18 protein-coding genes are annotated in these 18,519 nt (G+C 65.8%); 10 read left to right on the top strand and 8 right to left on the bottom strand.

Going from position 1 to position 18,519, the window contains the following annotated elements:
• Nucleotides 1–82: 82 nt before the first annotated feature.
• The 3 genes from QRQ56_RS19300 to hpaR all read right to left on the bottom strand — a co-directional run bounded on the left by QRQ56_RS19300 (nt 83) and on the right by hpaR (nt 2,765).
• On the bottom strand, nt 83–859 hold the full coding sequence (locus QRQ56_RS19300) for an HpcH/HpaI aldolase family protein (RefSeq protein ID WP_438742271.1): 777 nt from the start codon (nt 857–859) through the stop codon (nt 83–85).
• A gap of 144 nt (nt 860–1,003) precedes the next feature.
• Nucleotides 1,004–2,089 carry a malate/lactate/ureidoglycolate dehydrogenase gene (locus QRQ56_RS19295; RefSeq protein ID WP_438742269.1) on the bottom strand — a complete coding sequence of 362 codons (1,086 nt, stop codon included), beginning with the start codon at nt 2,087–2,089 and terminating at the stop codon, nt 1,004–1,006.
• 157 nt (nt 2,090–2,246) lie between these two features.
• On the bottom strand, nt 2,247–2,765 hold the full coding sequence (hpaR, locus tag QRQ56_RS19290; RefSeq protein WP_438742267.1) for a homoprotocatechuate degradation operon regulator HpaR: 519 nt from the start codon (nt 2,763–2,765) through the stop codon (nt 2,247–2,249).
• Between the two features lie 111 nt (nt 2,766–2,876).
• On the opposite strand from hpaR, the gene hpaH reads away from it, so the two are divergent.
• The 6 genes from hpaH (at nt 2,877) to QRQ56_RS19260 (ending at nt 9,455) form a co-directional block, all read left to right on the top strand.
• The gene (hpaH, locus tag QRQ56_RS19285) at nt 2,877–3,683 is read left to right on the top strand and encodes a 2-oxo-hept-4-ene-1,7-dioate hydratase (protein WP_438742266.1); all 807 of its coding nucleotides are present in this window, start codon (nt 2,877–2,879) and stop codon (nt 3,681–3,683) included.
• A 33-nt stretch (nt 3,684–3,716) separates the two neighbouring features.
• The gene (locus tag QRQ56_RS19280; RefSeq protein WP_438742265.1) at nt 3,717–4,115 is read left to right on the top strand and encodes a 5-carboxymethyl-2-hydroxymuconate Delta-isomerase; all 399 of its coding nucleotides are present in this window, start codon (nt 3,717–3,719) and stop codon (nt 4,113–4,115) included.
• Nucleotides 4,108–5,646, top strand: coding sequence for a 5-carboxymethyl-2-hydroxymuconate semialdehyde dehydrogenase (hpaE, locus tag QRQ56_RS19275; protein ID WP_438742263.1), 1,539 nt, complete (start codon nt 4,108–4,110; stop codon nt 5,644–5,646). The genes QRQ56_RS19280 and hpaE overlap by 8 nt, the downstream gene beginning before the upstream one ends.
• Nucleotides 5,647–5,780: 134 nt before the next feature.
• Complete coding sequence (hpaD, locus tag QRQ56_RS19270) at nt 5,781–6,764, top strand: 3,4-dihydroxyphenylacetate 2,3-dioxygenase (protein ID WP_438742262.1); 984 nt, start codon at nt 5,781–5,783, stop codon at nt 6,762–6,764.
• Nucleotides 6,765–6,932: 168 nt separating this feature from the next.
• Nucleotides 6,933–7,802 (top strand): fumarylacetoacetate hydrolase family protein, encoded by an 870-nt coding sequence (locus QRQ56_RS19265; protein ID WP_438742260.1) that lies wholly within the window; start codon nt 6,933–6,935, stop codon nt 7,800–7,802.
• A gap of 24 nt (nt 7,803–7,826) precedes the next feature.
• Nucleotides 7,827–9,455: a thiamine pyrophosphate-dependent enzyme gene (locus QRQ56_RS19260; RefSeq protein WP_438742258.1), complete on the top strand. Its 1,629-nt coding sequence runs from the start codon at nt 7,827–7,829 to the stop codon at nt 9,453–9,455.
• On the opposite strand, the gene QRQ56_RS19255 is transcribed toward QRQ56_RS19260, so the two are convergent.
• The 5 genes from QRQ56_RS19255 to QRQ56_RS19235 all read right to left on the bottom strand — a co-directional run bounded on the left by QRQ56_RS19255 (nt 9,433) and on the right by QRQ56_RS19235 (nt 14,456).
• A complete protein-coding gene (locus QRQ56_RS19255; RefSeq protein WP_438742257.1) occupies nt 9,433–10,677 on the bottom strand; it encodes an MFS transporter in 1,245 nt (414 codons plus the stop codon). The genes QRQ56_RS19260 and QRQ56_RS19255 overlap by 23 nt on opposite strands.
• 55 nt (nt 10,678–10,732) lie before the next feature.
• On the bottom strand, nt 10,733–11,386 hold the full coding sequence (alkB, locus tag QRQ56_RS19250) for a DNA oxidative demethylase AlkB (RefSeq protein ID WP_438742255.1): 654 nt from the start codon (nt 11,384–11,386) through the stop codon (nt 10,733–10,735).
• Nucleotides 11,387–11,395: 9 nt separating this feature from the next.
• A complete protein-coding gene (locus QRQ56_RS19245; RefSeq protein ID WP_438742254.1) occupies nt 11,396–12,142 on the bottom strand; it encodes a 2OG-Fe(II) oxygenase in 747 nt (248 codons plus the stop codon).
• Between the two features lie 285 nt (nt 12,143–12,427).
• A complete protein-coding gene (locus tag QRQ56_RS19240; RefSeq protein ID WP_438742253.1) occupies nt 12,428–13,114 on the bottom strand; it encodes a DUF2848 domain-containing protein in 687 nt (228 codons plus the stop codon).
• Nucleotides 13,107–14,456, bottom strand: a complete 1,350-nt coding sequence (locus QRQ56_RS19235) for an amidase (protein WP_438742252.1) — start codon at nt 14,454–14,456, stop codon at nt 13,107–13,109. The genes QRQ56_RS19240 and QRQ56_RS19235 overlap by 8 nt, the downstream gene beginning before the upstream one ends.
• A 178-nt stretch (nt 14,457–14,634) precedes the next feature.
• On the opposite strand from QRQ56_RS19235, the gene QRQ56_RS19230 reads away from it, so the two are divergent.
• The 4 genes from QRQ56_RS19230 (at nt 14,635) to QRQ56_RS19215 (ending at nt 18,492) form a co-directional block, all read left to right on the top strand.
• Nucleotides 14,635–15,048: a Zn-ribbon domain-containing OB-fold protein gene (locus tag QRQ56_RS19230; RefSeq protein ID WP_438742250.1), complete on the top strand. Its 414-nt coding sequence runs from the start codon at nt 14,635–14,637 to the stop codon at nt 15,046–15,048.
• A 4-nt stretch (nt 15,049–15,052) separates the two neighbouring features.
• A complete protein-coding gene (locus QRQ56_RS19225; protein WP_438742248.1) occupies nt 15,053–16,192 on the top strand; it encodes a thiolase C-terminal domain-containing protein in 1,140 nt (379 codons plus the stop codon).
• 105 nt (nt 16,193–16,297) lie between these two features.
• The gene (locus tag QRQ56_RS19220; protein WP_438742246.1) at nt 16,298–17,212 is read left to right on the top strand and encodes an SDR family oxidoreductase; all 915 of its coding nucleotides are present in this window, start codon (nt 16,298–16,300) and stop codon (nt 17,210–17,212) included.
• A 116-nt stretch (nt 17,213–17,328) separates the two neighbouring features.
• Nucleotides 17,329–18,492 carry an SMP-30/gluconolactonase/LRE family protein gene (locus tag QRQ56_RS19215; RefSeq protein ID WP_438742244.1) on the top strand — a complete coding sequence of 388 codons (1,164 nt, stop codon included), beginning with the start codon at nt 17,329–17,331 and terminating at the stop codon, nt 18,490–18,492.
• Nucleotides 18,493–18,519 lie beyond the last annotated feature (27 nt).

Raw genomic sequence — 18,519 nt, 5'->3', positions numbered from 1 at the left:
ACTTCATGCGCTTCGTTGGCTTTCTGGGTCCCGGCTCTGCGGAGCGGCACTGCGTGCCGCACCGCGTCCGGGACACGAGAGCTCAGGCCTTGCCGCCCGAGTCCTTGCGGGTCGCGTTGACCTGCATCTTGGCGTAGGTGGTCATCAGGCCGACTTCGTTCGAGAGCGTCACCAGCTTGAAGCCCATGTTGACGGCGCGCGCCGCGCCTTCCGCGCCGCTGCAATGGATGCCCGGGTTGAGACCGCGCTTGCCGCACTCCTTGATGATCTTCTCGTAGATCGCGAGGATCTCCGGCTCCGAGCGGTCGAGCTTGGGCTCGAGGCCGTAGGAGAAGCCGAGATCGGACGGGCCGATATAGACGCCGTCGATGCCCTCGACGTCGAGGATCGACTCCATGTTTTCGACCGCGGTCTTGGTCTCCATCATCGGCAGCAGGATGGTGTCGGCATTCGCCGTCTTCTGATAGGAGCCGGCGGTGCCGTACATGCCGGCGCGGATCGGGCCGTTGGAGCGGACGCCCTGCGGCGGGTATTTCGAATAGGAGACGAGGTTCTTGGCCTCCTGCGCCGTGTTGACCATCGGGCAGATCACGCCATAGGCGCCGCCGTCCAGCACCTTGCCGATGATGCCGGGCTCGTTCCAGGGCACGCGGACCATCGGGGTGACCGGATGCTTGTCCATGGCCTGGAAGCACTGCACCATCGAGAGATAGTCTTGCACGCCATGCTGCATGTCGACGGTGACGCTGTCGAAGCCGCATTGCGCGATCATCTCAGCCGAGAAGCCGGAGGGAATTGCGAGCCACGCGTTGACCACGGCCTTGCCCGACTTCCAGATTTCCTTGACCTTGTTCGCCACGTTGCCTTCCTTCTTTGTTGTTTGGACCGTGTTGTTTCGAGCGCGTGATTTGGACCATTCGTCACCACGACGAGCGCCGCGACAGCACGAACCCGCTGTTACCGCGAACCGGGGCGCCGCGCTACGCTCGCAATGGCGCAAGACCTATGCGGTTGCCCTCTGGATGCTGGCTTCGCTGACGCCGACCTCGCGGGCCGTGTTCACTATTGCCGCCCAGGTGTCATCCGGCAAGGGGATGCCGTTCCGGGTCCGATCGGTCCGGGTTTTCCGCTCGGGATCGCCGGGAATCAGCACCTGATCGACCCCGGCCATCGGCTTGGTGGCGCGGATGAAATCGACATAGCGCGACACTTCGCCGTCAAACAAATTGGAGGTATCGACCACCTTGGGATCGACATAGAACGCCAGCATGCCGTTGGCAAAGCGGCGGCCGCCCGACGTGGCGCCGGTTCCGGTCAGCGCGCCGCCCAGGAGCTCGCACATGAAGGCAAGGCCCGATCCCTTGTGCTCGCCGAAAGCGCGGATGGCGCCGGTCCCCTGGGTATGGTCCCGCGGTCCGTCCGGCGTGTAGGGCCCATACAGCACGGCCGGCTCCTCGCTCAAGGTTCCGTCGGCATCGACCAATGCGCCCTTGGGCAGCTTCTTGCCGCCGCGGCTCGCGACCAGCACCTTGCCCTCGGCGACCACCGAGGTCGCAAAATCCAGCACGATCGGGTCCTGTCCCTGGCGCGGGATGCCGACGCAGTAAGGCGCGGTGGACAGCCGCTTCTCGACGCCGCCGAACGGCGCCACCAGCAGCGAGCCCGCGGCATTGACGAAATGCACGGAGATGAGGCCTTCGGCCGCAGCCATCTCGGCCCAGTCGCCGACGCGGCCGATATGACCGGCATTGCGCAGCGCGACCGCGGCAAGCCCGGCCTTTTTGCACTTCTCGATGCCGATACGGACCGCCTGCGGCGTCACGGTCTGGCCGTAGCCGAACTTGCCGTCGACCACCGCGAGCGAGGGCGTGTCCAGCACGATTTCGGCGGTCTGGTTGGGCACCACCGAGCCGGTCTTCTGCCAGCGGATGTAGACGGGCACGCGGATGACGCCGTGGCTGTCATGGCCGGTCAGGTTCGCGGTGGTCAGATAGGTGGCGATGCGCCGTGCTTCCTCCGGCGAGGATTGGGCATGCGCGAAGACGTCAGTGACGAAGTCGATCAGATTCTGAACCTGAATGGTGACCATGGACGTTCGCTTGCCTCCCCTGTTTCAGGCGGAGGCGCGCGCAACGCAGCGTTCTCCATCCCTACGCCGACTTTCACCGATCGGCTTAGGCGACAGTTTGAGCGAACAGGGCGGCTGATGTCCATCGGCGTTGCCGCGCACACGCGCATATCAGCTTTCACTCCTCGGCACTTGCCTCCCCGGCGCTGCCGAGCTCTGCCAGGCTCTGCTCGAGCGCGCCGAGCATCTCCTGCAATTCGGCGAGCTTGCGTGCGCCAAAGCGCCGCGTGATCTCGGCATAGATCGCCTCCGAATTCGGGGCCACCGAGGCCATCAGCTTCACGCCCTCTTTCGAGATCGAGACCATGCTGCGGCGCTGGTCGGATTTCGCGGTCTTGCGCTCGATCAGATGTCGCGCCTCGAGATCGCGCAGGATGCGCGACAGGCTCGGCCCGAGCAGGAACGCGGTGCGCGCCAGCTCCGTGACCTCGACAGCGTCGATCGCCGCCAGCGCGCGCAGGATGCGCCATTGCTGTTCGGTCAGGCCGTGCTCGCGCAGCGAGGGACGAAACTGCCGCATCACCGCCTCGCGGGCCCGCAGCAGCGACATCGGCAGCGAGCGCGAGAAATCGCGCATCGGCACCTGCCGCGCGGCGGGGGCGTTTGCGTTCGCAGGATCAGCCGGTCTCTTCACCATGACGCCCTTTCAAGCCGCGAAACGTTTGCAGTGCAGCAAGCCGAAATTGTGTTTGACGCATTCACTTAACATGTTAAGTATCTCCCGGCACCCCAATTTGTAAGATCACAAATGGCGCTTTCCAACGACGATATCCAAGCTTGCGCGAGGCGTCTGCACCAGGCGGAGAAGACCCGCACGCAGATCCGCCAGCTCTCGCAGGACTTCCCCGACATCACCATCGCCGATGCCTACGCGATTCAGAAGGCCTGGGTCGACGTCAAGATCGCGGAGGGGCGCATCGTCAAAGGCCACAAGATCGGCCTGACCTCGAAGGCGATGCAGAGCGCGCTCAATATCGATGAGCCGGATTCCGGCGTGCTGCTCGACGACATGTTCTTCGCCGATGGCGGCCTGGTCCCGACCGACCGCTTCATCGCAACGAGGGTCGAGGCCGAGCTCGCCTTCGTCATGAGCAAGCGCCTCGCCGGCCCCGACTGCACGCTGTTCGATGTGCTCAATGCCACCGATTTCGTGGTGCCGGCCCTGGAGATCCTGGACACGCGCATCGAGCGAGTCGATCCCAAGACCAAGGCGACGCGCAAGATCTACGACACCATTGCCGACAATGCGGCGAATGCCGGCATCGTGCTCGGCGGACGGCCGATCCGCCCGCTCGATGCAGATTTGCGCTGGATCGGCGCGCTGTGCTTTCGGAACGGCCAGCTGGAAGAGACCGGCCTTGCCGCCGGCGTGCTCAATCATCCAGCCACTGCCGTTGCCTGGCTCGCCAACAAGATCGCGCCGCTCGGCCTTGCGCTCGAGCCGGGGCAAGTGGTGCTCGCGGGCTCCTTCATCCGCCCGATCGAGACCCGCAAGGGCGACACAATTCAGGCCGACTATGGCGCCTACGGCTCGGTGAGCTGCTACTTCGCTTGAGAACAACAAGACGATTCAGGGAGTGAAACCGCGATGCCGCATTTCACCATCGAATATTCGGCCAATCTCGACAGCCGTCTCGATATGAAGCTCGTCTGCGAGGTCGTGCGCAAGGCGGCGGTCGAGACCGGCATCTTCCCGCTCGGCGGCATCCGCGTGCGCGCCATCCGCTGCGAGCATTATGCGGTCGCAGACGCGCGCAACGATTACGGCTTCCTCGACATGGTGCTGCGCATCGGCGAAGGCCGCGACCTTCCCACACGCCAGAAAGCCGGCGAGCACGTCTTCCAGGCGCTGTCAAAACACCTCGATCCCGTCTTCGCCGCCAGCAAGTTCGCGTTGTCGTTCGACATGCAGATCAACGACAAGGACACGAGCTGGAAGCGCAACAACATCCACGACGCCCTGAAAGCGGAAGCCGCCCATGGATAAGCCCACTCCGAAAGCCGATGTGTTCCAGGCCAACCGCGACCGCGTCGCGCCGCTGCTGAAGAAGCTGCAAGCGGACGGCATCGGCCATTTCATCGACGGCAAGACCGTGCCGGCGATCTCCGGCGCCACGTTCGAGACCAAGTCTCCAGTCGATGGCGCGACGCTCGCAAGCGTCGCGCGCGGGAGTGCCGAGGATATCGACCGCGCGGCAACCTCCGCCGCGCTCGCCTTCAAGTCCTGGCGCGACATGGGCCCGGCGATGCGCAAGAAGCTGCTGCATCGCGTCGCCGATGCCATCGAGGACAACGCCGACGACATCGCCGTGCTCGAATGCATCGACACCGGCCAGGCCTATCGCTTCATGGCCAAGGCCGCGATCCGCGCCGCCGAGAACTTCCGCTTCTTCGCCGACAAATGCGGCGAGGCGCGCGACGGCCTCAACACGCCGAGCGACGAACACTGGAACGTCTCGACCCGCGTGCCGATCGGCCCGGTCGGCGTGATCACGCCGTGGAACACGCCGTTCATGCTCTCGACCTGGAAGATCGCCCCGGCGCTGGCCGCCGGCTGCACCGTCGTGCACAAACCGGCCGAATGGTCGCCGGTGACGGCGTCGATCCTGGCGAAGCTGGTCAAGGAGGCCGGCGTGCCCGATGGCGTGCTCAACACCGTCCACGGTTTCGGCGAGGAAGCCGGCAAGGCGCTGACCGAGCATCCCGCCATCAAGGCGATCGGCTTCGTCGGCGAGAGCGCGACCGGCTCGGCCATCATGGTCCAGGGCGCACCGACCTTGAAGCGCGTGCATTTCGAGCTCGGCGGCAAGAATCCCGTGATCGTGTTCGACGACGCAGATCTCGATCGCGCGCTCGATGCCGTCGTGTTCATGATCTACTCGCTCAACGGCGAGCGCTGCACCTCCTCCAGCCGCCTGCTGATCCAGCAGGGCATCGCGGACAAGTTCGTGGAGAAGCTGACCGCGCGCGTGAAGGCGCTGAAGGTCGGCCATCCCCTCGATCCCGTCACCGAGATCGGGCCGCTGATCCACGAACGCCATTTGGCGAAGGTCTGCTCCTATTTCGACGTCGCGCGGCAGGACGGCGCAACCATCGCCGTCGGCGGCAAGGCCCATGATGGCCCCGGCGGCGGGCATTATGTCGAGCCGACACTGGTCACCGGCGCACACGGCAAGATGCGCGTCGCACAGGAGGAGGTGTTCGGCCCCTTCCTCACCGTGCTGCCCTTCAAGGACGAGAAGGATGCGATCGAGATCGCCAACGACATCCGCTATGGCCTCACCGGCTATGTCTGGACCAACGACGTCGGCCGCGCGCTGCGCGTCGCTGATGCGCTGGAGGCCGGCATGATCTGGCTGAACTCGGAGAACGTCCGCCATCTGCCGACGCCGTTCGGCGGCATGAAAGCATCAGGCATCGGCCGCGACGGCGGCGACTATTCGTTCGACTTCTACATGGAAACCAAGCACGTCTCGCTGGCGCGGGGCACGCACAAGATTCAGAAACTGGGAATTTAGCGGCAGTGTCATTCCGGGGCGGCTCGAAGAGCCGAACCCGGAATCCATCGTGCAGCAGAGTTGGTGGATGAATGGATTCCGGGTTCGTGCTTCGCACGCCCCGGAATGACGAAGCCGAGAGAAGGGGAAACGCAATGCCCGTACCGCAACACATCTTCGAGCCGCCGTTCAACATCATCCGCTCCAGCCACGTCGTGCTCGACGTGACCGATCTGAAGCTGAGCCGCGCGTTCTACGAGACCACCGTCGGCCTGCATGTCGAGGATGCCGACGACAACGTCGTCTACCTGCGCGCAGCCGAAGAGCATCAGCATCATTCGCTGGTGCTGCGGAAGGCCGCGGCGCCCGCCTGCAACAGGCTCGGCTTCAAGGTCGGCAACGACGGCGATCTCGACAAGGCTGCAAAATTTCTGTCCGAGAATGGGCTTGGTTACGCCTTCGTCGACCAGCCGTTCCAGGGCCGCACGCTGCAATTCACCGATCCCTTCGGCTTCCAGATCGAGCTCTATGCGACGATGGATCGCCGACCGCATCTCTTGCGCCGCTACGATCTCTACCGGGGCTGCCATCCGCAGCGGCTCGATCATTTCAACGTCTTCGCCGCCGAGGTGCAGGACACCGTCGACTTCTACGCCCGGCTCGGCTTCCGCCTCACCGAATATGCCGAGGAGGACGGGCCGAACGGGCGCATTGCCGCTGCCTGGATGCATCGCAAGGGCAACGTCCACGATTTCGCCATCACCAACGGCAAGGGTCCTCGCCTGCACCATTTCGCCTATTGGACGCCGACGGCGATGAACATCATCCATCTCTGCGACGTCATGGCCTCGCAGGGCTTCGTGAAGAACATCGAGCGCGGCCCCGGGCGCCACGGCATCTCCAACGCGTTCTTCCTCTATGTCCGCGACCCCGATGGACACCGGCTCGAGCTCTACACCAGCGACTATTTCACGGGGGATCACGACCACGAGCCGCTGCGCTGGTCGCTGCGCGATCCGCGCCGCCAGACGCTGTGGGGCGCCCCTGCCCCGCGCTCCTGGTTCGAGCAGGGCTCGCCGTTCAGCGGCCAGGCCGTGCGCGAGCCGAAATTCGTGGCCGACGTGCTGGTGGCGGATTGATGGTCGCGACGAACCCTCGGGCCGTCGTCCCTGCGAAAGCAGGGACCCATAACCACAGGGAGGAGTTTGGCGAAGACGCGTCGTTCGGTACTCCGACCTTATTCAATCGTTAGATCACGCGGTATGGGTCCCTGCTTTCGCAGGGACGACAGCAGAGATTGATTGCCGATGAAGCTCCCCCGCCTCGCCACTTACGCCGTCAAAGGTGACGTCAGCTACGGCGCCGTCCTCGAAGGCGGCATCGTCGATCTCGCCAAGCGCTATGCCAGAGACTATCCGACGCTGCGCGAGGTGATCGCGGCCGGCAAGCTCATCAGCCTTGCCGAAGAGGCCGCCGGCCGTACGCCCGACCATGCGCTCGCCGACATCACCTGGCTGCCGCCGGTGCCCGCGCCGGAAAAGATCATCTGCATCGGCGTCAACTACCCTGATCGTAATGCCGAGTACAAGGACGGCCAGGACGCGCCGAAATATCCGAGCATGTTCATGCGTTCGCCCCGCTCCTTCGTCGGCCACGACACGCCGCTGGTGCGCCCGCGCGCCTCCGCGCAGCTGGACTACGAGGGCGAGATCGTGCTGGTGATCGGCAAGCCCGGCCGCCACATCCCCGAAAGCAGCGCGCTCGACCACATCGCCGCGCTGACGCTGTGCAACGAAGGCTCGGTGCGCGACTGGCTGCGCCACGCCAAGTTCAACGTCACGCAGGGCAAGAATTTCGATTCCAGCGGCAGCCTCGGCCCGTGGCTGGTGCCCTACACCAAGGAATCGCAGATCGCGGACATCCGCCTCACCACGCATGTCAACGGCGAACTGAGGCAGGACGATCGCACCAGCCGGCTGATGTTTCCGTTCCGCTATCTCTTGAACTATATCTCGACCTTCGCAACCCTCGTCCCCGGCGATATCATCGTCACGGGCACGCCGACCGGCGCCGGTGCCCGGTTCGATCCGCCGCGCTATCTGAAGCCCGGCGACGTCGTCGAGGTCGCGGCCGAGGGAATCGGAGCCTTGCGCAACGGCGTCGTCGACGAAGCCTGACCAACAAGCGAATGGAATGAAGCAATGACCACCCTCACCGGCGGCGAAGCGATCGTAAGCGGCCTTGTCGCCCATGGCGTCGACACCGTGTTCGGCCTGCCGGGCGCGCAGGTCTATGGCCTGTTCGACGCCTTCCACCAGGCCCAGCTCAAGGTGATCGGAGCGCGGCACGAGCAGGCCTGCGGCTACATGGCGTTCGGCTATGCGCGCTCCAGCGGCAAGCCCGGCGTGTTCAGCGTGGTGCCCGGCCCCGGCGTGCTCAACGCCAGCGCCGCGCTGCTGACCGCCTTCGGCTGCAACGAGCCGGTGCTGTGCGTCACCGGCCAGGTGCCGACGCAGTTCCTCGGCAAGGGCCGCGGCCATCTGCACGAGATGCCGGACCAGCTTGCAACGCTGCGTACCTATGTGAAATGGGCCGACAGAATCGAATATCCCGCCAACGCGCCGACAATCGTCGCACGCGCCTTCCAGGAGATGATGTCGGGCCGGCGTGGCCCCGCCTCTGTCGAGATGCCCTGGGACGTCTTCACCCAGCGCGCCGCAACGGCGGCGGCCCAGGTGCTGGAGCCGCTGCCCGCCCCGCAACCCGATCCTGAAATGGTCAAGCAGGCGGCGGCGCTGATCAAGGGCAGCAAGGCGCCGATGATCTTCGTCGGCAGCGGTGCGATGGAGGCGGGCGAGGAAATCCTCGAGCTCGCCGAGATGATCGATGCGCCGGTCGTCGCCTTCCGCAGCGGCCGCGGCATCGTCTCCAATGCGCATGAACTCGGCCTCACCATGGCCGCCGCCTACAAGCTGTGGCCGAAGGCCGACCTGATGATCGCAATCGGCACGCGCGCCGAGCTGCCGGCATCCGGCTTCCGCTGGCCCTATCAGCCGAGCGGCCTGAAATCGATCCGCATCGACATCGACCCGACCGAGATGCGCCGGCTCGCCGCCGATGCCGCGATCGTCGCCGACGCCAGGGACGGCACCGCCGATCTCGTCGCCGCCGTGAAAAAGGCCGGCTATGCCAGGAACCACGGCCGGCGCGGCGAGATCCGCGAGGCCGCAGCCGCCGCGCAAGCCGAGATCCAGCGCATCCAGCCGCAGATGGCCTATCTCAACATCCTGCGCGAGGTGCTGCCGGCGAATGCGATCGTCACCGACGAGCTGTCGCAGTTCGGCTTCGCCTCCTGGTACGGCTTTCCCGTCTACGAGCCCCGCACCTTCATCACATCAGGCTATCAGGGCACGCTCGGCTCGGGCTTCCCGACCGCGCTTGGCGCCAAGGTCGCCAATCCCGACAAGTCGGTCGTGGCGATCACCGGCGACGGCGGCTTCATGTTCGGCGTGCAGGAGCTCGCCACCGCCGTGCAGTTCAACATCGGCGTGGTAACGCTGGTGTTCAACAACAATGCCTACGGCAATGTCCGCCGCGACCAGCGCGAGCGCTTCGACGGCCGCGTGGTGGCGTCAGATCTCGTCAATCCGGATTTCGTCAAGCTCGCGGAATCCTTTGGCGTGGCGGCGGCGCGCGTCACCGCGCCGGACCAGTTCAAGGCGGCGATGGAGAAGGCGCTCAGCCATGGCGGGCCGTATCTGATCTCGGTGGAGGTGACGCGGGACTCGGAAGTCAGCCCGTGGGCGTTCATCCACCCGCCGAAGCCTTGATCTGAGCACCGCCGCCCTGTAGCCGCGCCGCCGCGATCACCAGCAGGCCCGCGCCTGCGACCGACCAGCAGGCGACCGGCGCCCAGTGCAGCAACGGTGCGTATTCCGGCATCTTCTGCAGGCCGCCGGCGACGGCCGCCATCCGCGCGAATGTGCCGAGCGCGAGTGCGGAGAACACGAGGCCGGTGACCTTGCCCTCCGCACCGGTCGAGCCGATCGCAAGCGCCGCGGAGATCGCACTCATGAGCATGCAGCCCCAGGCGGCGCCGGCCAGGAACTGCGCGGCGATCAACGTATTGAGGCTGCTGGCAAGCTCGGCCGCGGCGATCGCGACCGCGCCGAGCAGTCCGGCCGCGCCCATCACGATCACCCCGCCGCGGTGCTTGACGACGAGGCTCGCCGGAAACATCGCGATGTTGAATCCGATCCAGAACACCGGCATCAGCCATTGCAGCTCACCGGATGCGGCGAACCGCAGATAGGACGGCGCGCTGTTCATTGCGAAGTGCAACTGGTAACCGAGCGCCAGCGCGACCATCGCGACGATGAAGGCGATCGGGACGAGGCCGAGCGGCTTTGCCGCTTCGTTGGGCCTCGGCGGCGCAGTGTCGCGCGCCACGTCGTGCTCGATCCGCGACAGTCCGAGCGCCGTGAGCAGCAGCACCACGCTGGAGATGACGAAAGGCAGTCGCGCATCGTGCTCGCGCAGCACCACGCCGAGATAGGGCGAGACTGCGCCGGCGATGCCGTAGCCGAGCATCGCCAGCGCCGCGAGGAACGGCACTTGCGGTTTAGCGCGGTATTTGCCGAGCAAGGTCAGCGGCGGCGCGCGCAAGGCCGAGGAGGTGATCGACCACACCACGATCAGGCCGATGAACCAGCCCTGCGCCGCCGCACCCGCCCCGGCGACGAACGGCAGCGCAACGAACGCCGCGCAGGAGATCGCCGTCACGAGGGCGACGAACAGGCCGAGCCGGCCGGCAATCGGCGCCATCTTGTCGGCGGCGATGCCCATGGCGGTGTCGGCAATGGTGAAGATGGCCTGGTCCAGCATCAGGATGAGGATGACGGCCGACGGCGCGATCCCGACCTCGGCGGCGAGCTTCGGCAGGTAGATGACGTAAGTGGTCCAGCCCAGCGTGAACACCAATTGCAGCGCGGCCAGATAAAGGCCGGTGCGATTGGCCGTCCCGGCATCCGCCGTGTGCTCGATGGTCGTCATGTCAGCCGCCTCCCCGGCGCCGAGCTTAGACGAGGGAAGCGGGCGAGGAAACGCGTCAGCGCGTTCTGCGGAAGGTCAAATTGATCCGCTTCCGTCCCAGCATCGCGTGCTCGCCCTCGGCGAGCGGTGCGACGCCATGATAGGAGAGCCTGGAAGGGCCGCCCCACACCACGACGTCGCCATGCACCAGACGAAAGCGACGCGGCTTGTCGGCGCGCGCCAGGCCGCCGAACAGGAAGGTCGCGGGCAGTCCGAGCGAGACCGAGACGATCGGGGCCGAATAGTCCAATTCGTCCTTGTCCTGGTGCAGCGACAACCGTGTGCCGGGCTCGTAGCGGTTGACGAGGCAGGCGTCGGGGCCAAAGTCCCGGAAGCCGCCCTGCTCCGCGGCACGGCGGGCGAGATCACGGAGCACCGGCGGCATCGCGGGCCATGGCGCGTCGGTTCTGGGATCGATGGGATCGTAGCGATAGCCGGTGTGATCGGTGATCCAGCCGCGCTCGCCGCAATTGGTCATCGCGACCGACATCAGATGGCCGCCGGGCGTGGTCATGCGGCGGAACGGCGACTGCGCCACGATGGCGCGGACCGCTTCGATCAACTCGCTCTCGATTGGCCTCACGAAGCCGCGCAGCAGCACGGCGCCGTCGGCGATCTCCTCGCGCGACGGCTGCGCCTCGGCAACGCTGTCGAACAAATCAGCCGTCAATGGCTCCACTCATTTCGCGTCGTGAAAGATCACACCCAGCGTGTGACGCTGGCCGGACCTGATGCGGCTGACGCCGTGACGCAGATTAACCCGATAGGTGCCGCGCGTCCCCTGCACCGGACGGTGATGCACAGCAAAGGCGACCGCATCGCCCTGCGTCAGCGGCACCACCTCGGCGCGCGACTGCATGCGCGGGCGCTGCTCGGTCAGCACGAACTCGCCGCCGCTGAAATCGCGACCCGGTTCGGACAGCAGGATCGCGACCTGGAGCGGGAACACGTGCTCGCCGTAGAGGTCCTGATGCAGGCAGTTGTAATCGCCGTCCCTGTATTGCAGCAGCAACGGCGTCGGCCGCACCTGCCCGGCCTCGTGGCAGCGCTTAAGGAACGCGGCGTGCGCGGCGGGATAGCGGATGTCCATCCCCATCGCCTCGTTCCAGCGATTGGCGACGGCTTGCAGATGCGCGTACAGCGCCGGGCGCAACTGCGCGATCAGGTCGGGCAGCGGATAGGCGAAATATTTGTACTCGCCGCGGCCGAAGCCATGGCGGCCCATCACGATGCGGCTGCGGAAGCCTGTGTCGTTGGGGTAGAGTTCGGCGATGGCGCGGCATTGGTCCGGCGTGAGCAGGTTCTTCAGGACGGCGCAGCCTTGGGTGTCGAGCTCCGCGGTGATCTGGGGCCAGTCGAGGGTATCGACGTGGGTGGAGAGGTCGGGGGCGAGCGAAGGCGGGGATTTGCGTGCGGTCATTGTCATAGCCCACCTTCGCAAGACTATCTCACCCAGCGCCACCCGATTTCCGATGACGATCTCCCCGTCATTGCGAGGAGCCCTTGCGACGAAGCAATCCAGACTGGTTCCATGGAAAGATTCTGGATTGCTTCGCTTCGCTCGCAATGACGTGGAGAGAGATCGGCTCCCGCACCAGCAGCGAGATCTCGTAGGGTAGGCAAAGGCGCGAAGCGCCGTGCCCACGTCCTCGCAAGACGTGGGCACGCTTTCGCTTTGCCCACCCTACGAGACCGTCGCTTGAGGAGCGAGCTAGCCCCGCACCGGCAGCGTCACCACGTCGTAGCCGTGCCTGATCGTGCGCTTCAGCACGGGGTCTTCCAACTCGAAGTCGAACCGCTCTGCCGGACGGATGCCGCCCTTGGCCGCAAACGTGCCGCCGAACATGGCGCAGCCGTCGGGGAATTTTCCGCCTTCGAAGCCGCGCGCGATGAGGTCCTTGACCGGCAGCATCGCATCCAGCGTACCCTCCTGGTACAGCACGCGCTCGCCCTTGATGGTGGCGTAGGAGCGCAGGATCATCTTGTCCCAATGGCCGATGACATCCTCCAGCTCCCACAGCGTGGAGGCGACCGGCTTGTCGCACATCTGCTTGGAGACCGTGACGCTATAGGCCTCGACCTTGCGGTCGGTGTGGTCGGAGCCGCAGCCGACGAAGATGCGCCCCTGCCAGCCGATCAGCACGAATTCGACCTCACCGGAGGAATCGCCGCCGGTGCATTCGATGCTGTCCTCCTGGGTCAGCCGCCGCGCCGCGCCGCGATAGTAGATCGGCGTCGAGGCCGGCGGGGCGATGCCCATCTCCTGCAGCTCCTTGATGTGCTTGTCGCGCGCGACGGGATCGCGGCCGGTCCAGCCGGCGATGACCATCTGGTCGATCGCCAGCGTCAGCGGCGTGGTGGTGTCCTGGGCATCGACGACGAAAGTGAGATCAAACACGAATGACGGCCTCCATGCCGGCAGCAAGTTCAAAGATACGACGGTCCGAGCCGCCTGCCCCCGCGAGCATCAGGCCGACCGGGACGTCGCCCTGGCGATGCGCGGGCAGCGAGATGGCGCAGCCGTCGATCATGTTGATCAGCGTGCAGTTGCGCAGCGCGCGCAGATTTTCCTTGGTGAACGCCTTGTCGTCCGCCAAATCTGAAATCTTCGGCGGCGTGTTGGCGGTGGTCGGCAGCACCAGGGCGTCATAGGGCGCGATGCGGGCGTTGACGCGGGCGATCAGCGAGCGGCGCTCGTTGAGCAGGTCGATATAGTCGGCCGCGCTCTGCGCCTCGCCGCGCATGATGCGGACGGAGACGCGGGGGTCGTAGACGGCGCCCTTCGAGGTGATGAGATAGCGGTGCCAGGCATAGCTCTCGGACGCCGCGAAGCCGCCCTTGGCATTCATCGGGCCGATATCGTGGAATTCGGCCATCTCGATCCTCTCGATGATGGCGCCGTGGTCGGCCAGCGATGTCAACGCGCGCTCGAAGGTCTCGGAGACCTCGGCGTCGAGATCGTCGAGCGCGATCGTGGTCGGCACCGCGAGCCGCATGCCCTTCACCGGGCGCGGCTTCAGCGCCGTGATCGGCTCGCCCGCAAGCACCGCGTCGAGTATGGCACAGCAGTTGACCGATCGCGCCAGCGGCCCGATGCTGTCGAGCGAGGACGACAGCGGCACCGAGCCGTCGAGTGGCACGCGGCGCTGCGTCGGCTTGTAGCCGACGATGCCGTTATAGGCCGCGGGAATGCGGCAGGAGCCGCCGGTGTCGGTGCCGAGTCCGGCATGCGCCATGCCGTCGAGCACGGAGACCGCGGCCCCCGAGGACGAGCCGCCGGGCACATAGCCCTCGGCCCGGTTCCAGGCGCCCTTGGGCGTCCCGTAATGCGGATTGATGCCGATGCCGGAATAGGCGAACTCGGTCATGTTGGTGCGGCCGATGACGACGAAGCCGGCCTTGCGCAGCCGTGCCACCGTGGCGGCGTCCTGCTCGGCCGGCGGGGAATCGTCGAGGGCGCGGGAGCCGGCGCGCGTCACCTGGCCCTTGATGTCGAACAGGTCCTTGATCGAGATCGGGATGCCGGCATAGCGCGACGGCGCCGCCTTGACCTTGCGCAGGCCGTCCATCGCGTCGGCTGCCGCCAGCGCGGCGTCCTTGTCGACATGGATGAAGGTGCGCTGCCCCTCGCCGGCGGGATCGGCGATCCTGGCGATGCACGCCTCGACCAGCTTTCGGGAGGTCGTGCGGCCGCTTTCGAGGTCTTCGGCGAGCTTCGCCAGTGTCGGAAAATCGGGCATGTCTGTCTCACGGAATATTGTCGCGCGCAATCTATAGCGCTGCCTCAGTTCGACACAAGCATTGTGCGCATGATGGCATGCATGCGTATTGCTGGACCGTTGACGCACCATGGTCGATTGTCGCATCAAGATTGAAACAGGCGGGCGTGAAGCCTGCCGTTTGGGAGGGCTTTTCGAGATGGCCGAACCACAGCGCGCGCGTCCCAAGCCGACGCCGGAGACGCAGCATTTCTGGGATGGCGCCAAAGCCGGTGAGTTGCGCCTGCAGCGCTGCGACGCCTGCGCGCATGTCTACTTTCCGCCGCGTCCGTTCTGCCCGACCTGCGCCTCGCGCAAGGTCTCGGTGTTCAAGGCGAGCGGCAAGGGTTTCCTCTACAGCTACGTGATCAACCACCGTCCCGCCGCGCCCGGCTTCACGCCGCCTTATGCGATCGCGGTGGTCGAGCTCGACGAGGGCCCGCGGATGATGAGCAACATCATCGATTGCCCGCAGACACCCGAAGCCCTCGAGCTCGACATGAAGCTCGAGGTCGCCTTCGAGGCGATCGACGACAAGATCACCCTCCCCGTGTTCCGTCCGGCGAAGGGGTAAGGCAATGCGCAGGAACCAGGTTGCCGTCGTCGGCGCGGCCGAGACCACCGAGCTCGGTGTCATCCCCAACGCCTCGCAGCTGCAGCTGCACGCGGATGCCGCGCTCAACGCCATTGCCGATGCCGGCCTGAAGCTCTCCGACATCGACGGCTTTGCGACCGCGGTCGAGACGCCGCAGCAGGTCTGCCACTATCTCGGCATCAAGCCGACCTGGGTAGACGGCACCTCGGTCGGCGGCTGCTCGTTCATGCTGCATGTCCGCCACGCGGCGGCCGCGATCGAGGCCGGGCTGTGCAAGACCGTGCTGATCACCCATGCCGAGAGCGGCAAGTCGATGATCGGCAAGGCGCCGCGCTCGATCCCCGCCGACAGCCTGCAAGGCCAGTTCGAGGCGCCCTACGGCGTCTACGGCCCGCCCAGCATGTTCCCGATCCCCGTGCTGCGCTTCATGAAGACCTACGGCATCACCCACGAGCAGCTTGCCTCGGTCGCCGTCGTGCAGCGGGAATGGGCGGCGAAGAATCCGCGCGCGATGATGAAGGACCCGATCACGGTCGCCGACGTGCTCAACTCGCGCATGATCGCCTATCCGTTTCGCCTGCTGCAATGCTGCCTCGTCACCGACGGCGGCGGCGCGCTGATCCTGACCTCGGCCGACCGCGCCAAGGATTTTCCGCGCAAGCCCGTCTACATCATGGGCACCGGCGAGAGCGTGGAGACGCCGATGGTCAGCCAGATGGAGACGTTCAACTCCTCGCGCGCGTTCAAGACCGCCGGGCCGCTGGCGTTCAAGGAGGCCGGCATCGCGCACAAGGACGTCGACCATCTTATGATTTACGACGCGTTTGCGCATCTGCCGCTGTTCGGCCTCGGCGACCTCGGCTTCATGCCGCATGAGGAGACCGGCAAGTTCATCGCGGACGGCAATACGCGGCCCGGGGGCAAGCTGCCGCTCAACACCAATGGCGGCGGCTTGAGCTACATGCATTCGGGCATGTACGGCATGTACGCGCTGCAGGAGAGCGTGCGCCAGATGCGCGGCATCGCGCCGGCGCAGGTGCCGAACGCGAAGATTTCGGTGTGCCACGGCGTCGGCGGCATGTTCGCCGCGTCGGGCACGATCGTGTTTACGAACGAGAGGTAACGCACCGTCATTCCGGGGCGCGCGCAGCGCGAACCCGGAATCTCGAGATTCCGGGTCTGGTGCTTCGCACCATCCCGGAATGACGGGCAAAACAGGAGGCATGACATGAGCAAATCACTGCAGGACAAGGTCATCATCGTCACCGGCGCAGGCCGCGGCATCGGGCGCGAGATCGCGCTGCTGTGTGCGGCGGAAGGCGCCAAGGTCGTCGTCAACGATCCCGGCGGCGCCGCCGACGGTGCCGGCTCGAACGCCGCTCCGGCCGAAGAGGTGGTCGAGGAGATCAAAAAGCGTGGCGGCACCGCGGTCGCCAATTTCGAAAGCGTCGCGGAGGCAATCCCCGCCAACAAGATCGTCAAGACCGCGACCGATCATTTCGGCCGGCTCGACGGCGTCGTCAACAATGCCGGCATTTTGCGCGACATGATCTTCCACAAGATGAGCGTGGAAGCGTTCGAGGCCGTCATCAAGGTGCACCTGATGGGCTCGTTCTATGTCAGCCACGCCGCGGCGCGCATCTTCCGCGAGCAGGAGAGCGGCTCCTTCGTGCACTTCACCTCGACCTCCGGCCTGATCGGCAATTTCGGCCAGGCCAATTACGCCGCGGCCAAGCTCGGCATCGTCGGCCTCTCCAAGTCGATCGCGCTCGACATGGGCCGCTTCAACGTCCGCTCCAACTGCGTCTCGCCGTTCGCCTGGACGCGCATGATCGGCACGATCCCCACCGAGACCGACGCGGAGAAGGCGCGGGTCGAAAAGATCAAGCAGATGGGCCCGGAAAAGATCGCCCCGCTGTGCGGCTATTTGATCTCCGATTCCGCCAAGGACGTCACCGGGCAGATCTTCGGCGTGCGCATGAACGAGATCTTCCTGTTCAGCCAGAACCGGCCGATCCGCTCGGTGCAGCGGAGCGAGGGCTGGACGCCGCAATCGATCGCCGAACACGGCATGCCGGCGCTGAAGGGCTCGTTCTACAAGCTCGACCGCTCCGCCGACATCTTCACCTGGGACCCCGTCTAGCCGCATTTCCGGCTCTTGCTGCATTGCGATCTCCGGTTGTCCGACCGGAGATCGCCCGCTTTACGCCCGAATGCAGGCGGATGGTTTCCTCCCAACAAAAAAAACGGGAGGCGACCATGACGACACGACTTCCTATCACCACCGGTGCTGGCGAGCCCGTTCTCGCCCGCCGCACCTTGTTGAAAGGCGCCGCCGCAGTCGCGGCGACCGGCATGTCCATCGGCGCCGCCGGCGCAGCGTCCGTCGCGCCCCTCGGCCAGACCGGCGCACCGACGATGTCGACGGCGCCGCTGCCGCTCGGACCGTTGCCCGGCAGCCGCTACCCCGACGCTCACCTGGAATCCGCCAAGAAAGGACCGCCGACGTTCGGCCCTCCCGGCTTCCCCGCCTTCGCCGGCACGATGGCCGTCGAGCGGGTCGCGACCGGCTTCCGCTGGGCCGAGGGCCCGGTCTATTTCGCGGCGGGGCGCTATCTGTTGTTCAGCGACATCCCGAACAACCGCATCATGCGCTTCTCGGAGGATGACGGCCATCTCAGCGTCTACCGGCAGCCGTCGATGAACTCCAACGGCAACACCATCGACCGCGAAGGGCGCCTGATTACCTGCGAGCACAGCGGCCGGCGCGTGACGCGGACCGAGCTCGACGGCTCGATCACCGTCATCGCCGACAAGTTCAACGGCAAGCGGCTGAACTCTCCGAACGATGCGGTCGTCACGGCCGACGGCGCGATCTGGTTCAGCGACCCCGCCTACGGCATCGGCGGATTTTACGAGGGCATCAAGGCCGAGCCCGAGCAGGAGAAGAAGAACGTCTACCGGGTCGATCCGAAGTCCGGCGAGGTCAAGGTCGTCGCCGACGATTTCGTCGAGCCCAACGGCATCACGATCTCGCCCGACGAGAAGAAGCTCTATGTCTGCGAGACCGGCTTCACGGACGGGCCGGACAACCCTTCGCATATCCGCGTGTTCGACCTCGACGTCGCCGGCGGCAAGGTCTCGAACAGCAAGGTCTTCGCGGAGATGCCCAAGCCCAGCATTACCGACGGCATCCGCTGCGACACCGAGGGGCGGGTCTGGTGCTCGGTCGGCTGGGGCGATCCGAACGAGGACGGCGTGCGCTGCTATACGCCGTCGGGCGATCTGCTCGGAAAGATCCACATTCCGGAGACCGTGGCCAATCTCTGCTTTGGCGGCCAGCAGCGTAACAGGCTCTATATCTGCGGCTCGACGTCGCTCTATGCGGTCTACACCAGCGTGCAGGGCGCGATGAAGCCGTGAGACGATGCTGTCATTCCGGGCTGATCC

Source organism: Bradyrhizobium sp. U531 (genome assembly GCF_051710265.1).
GTDB lineage: Bacteria > Pseudomonadota > Alphaproteobacteria > Rhizobiales > Xanthobacteraceae > Bradyrhizobium.
This window is presented reverse-complemented; position numbering and strand designations above follow the sequence as displayed.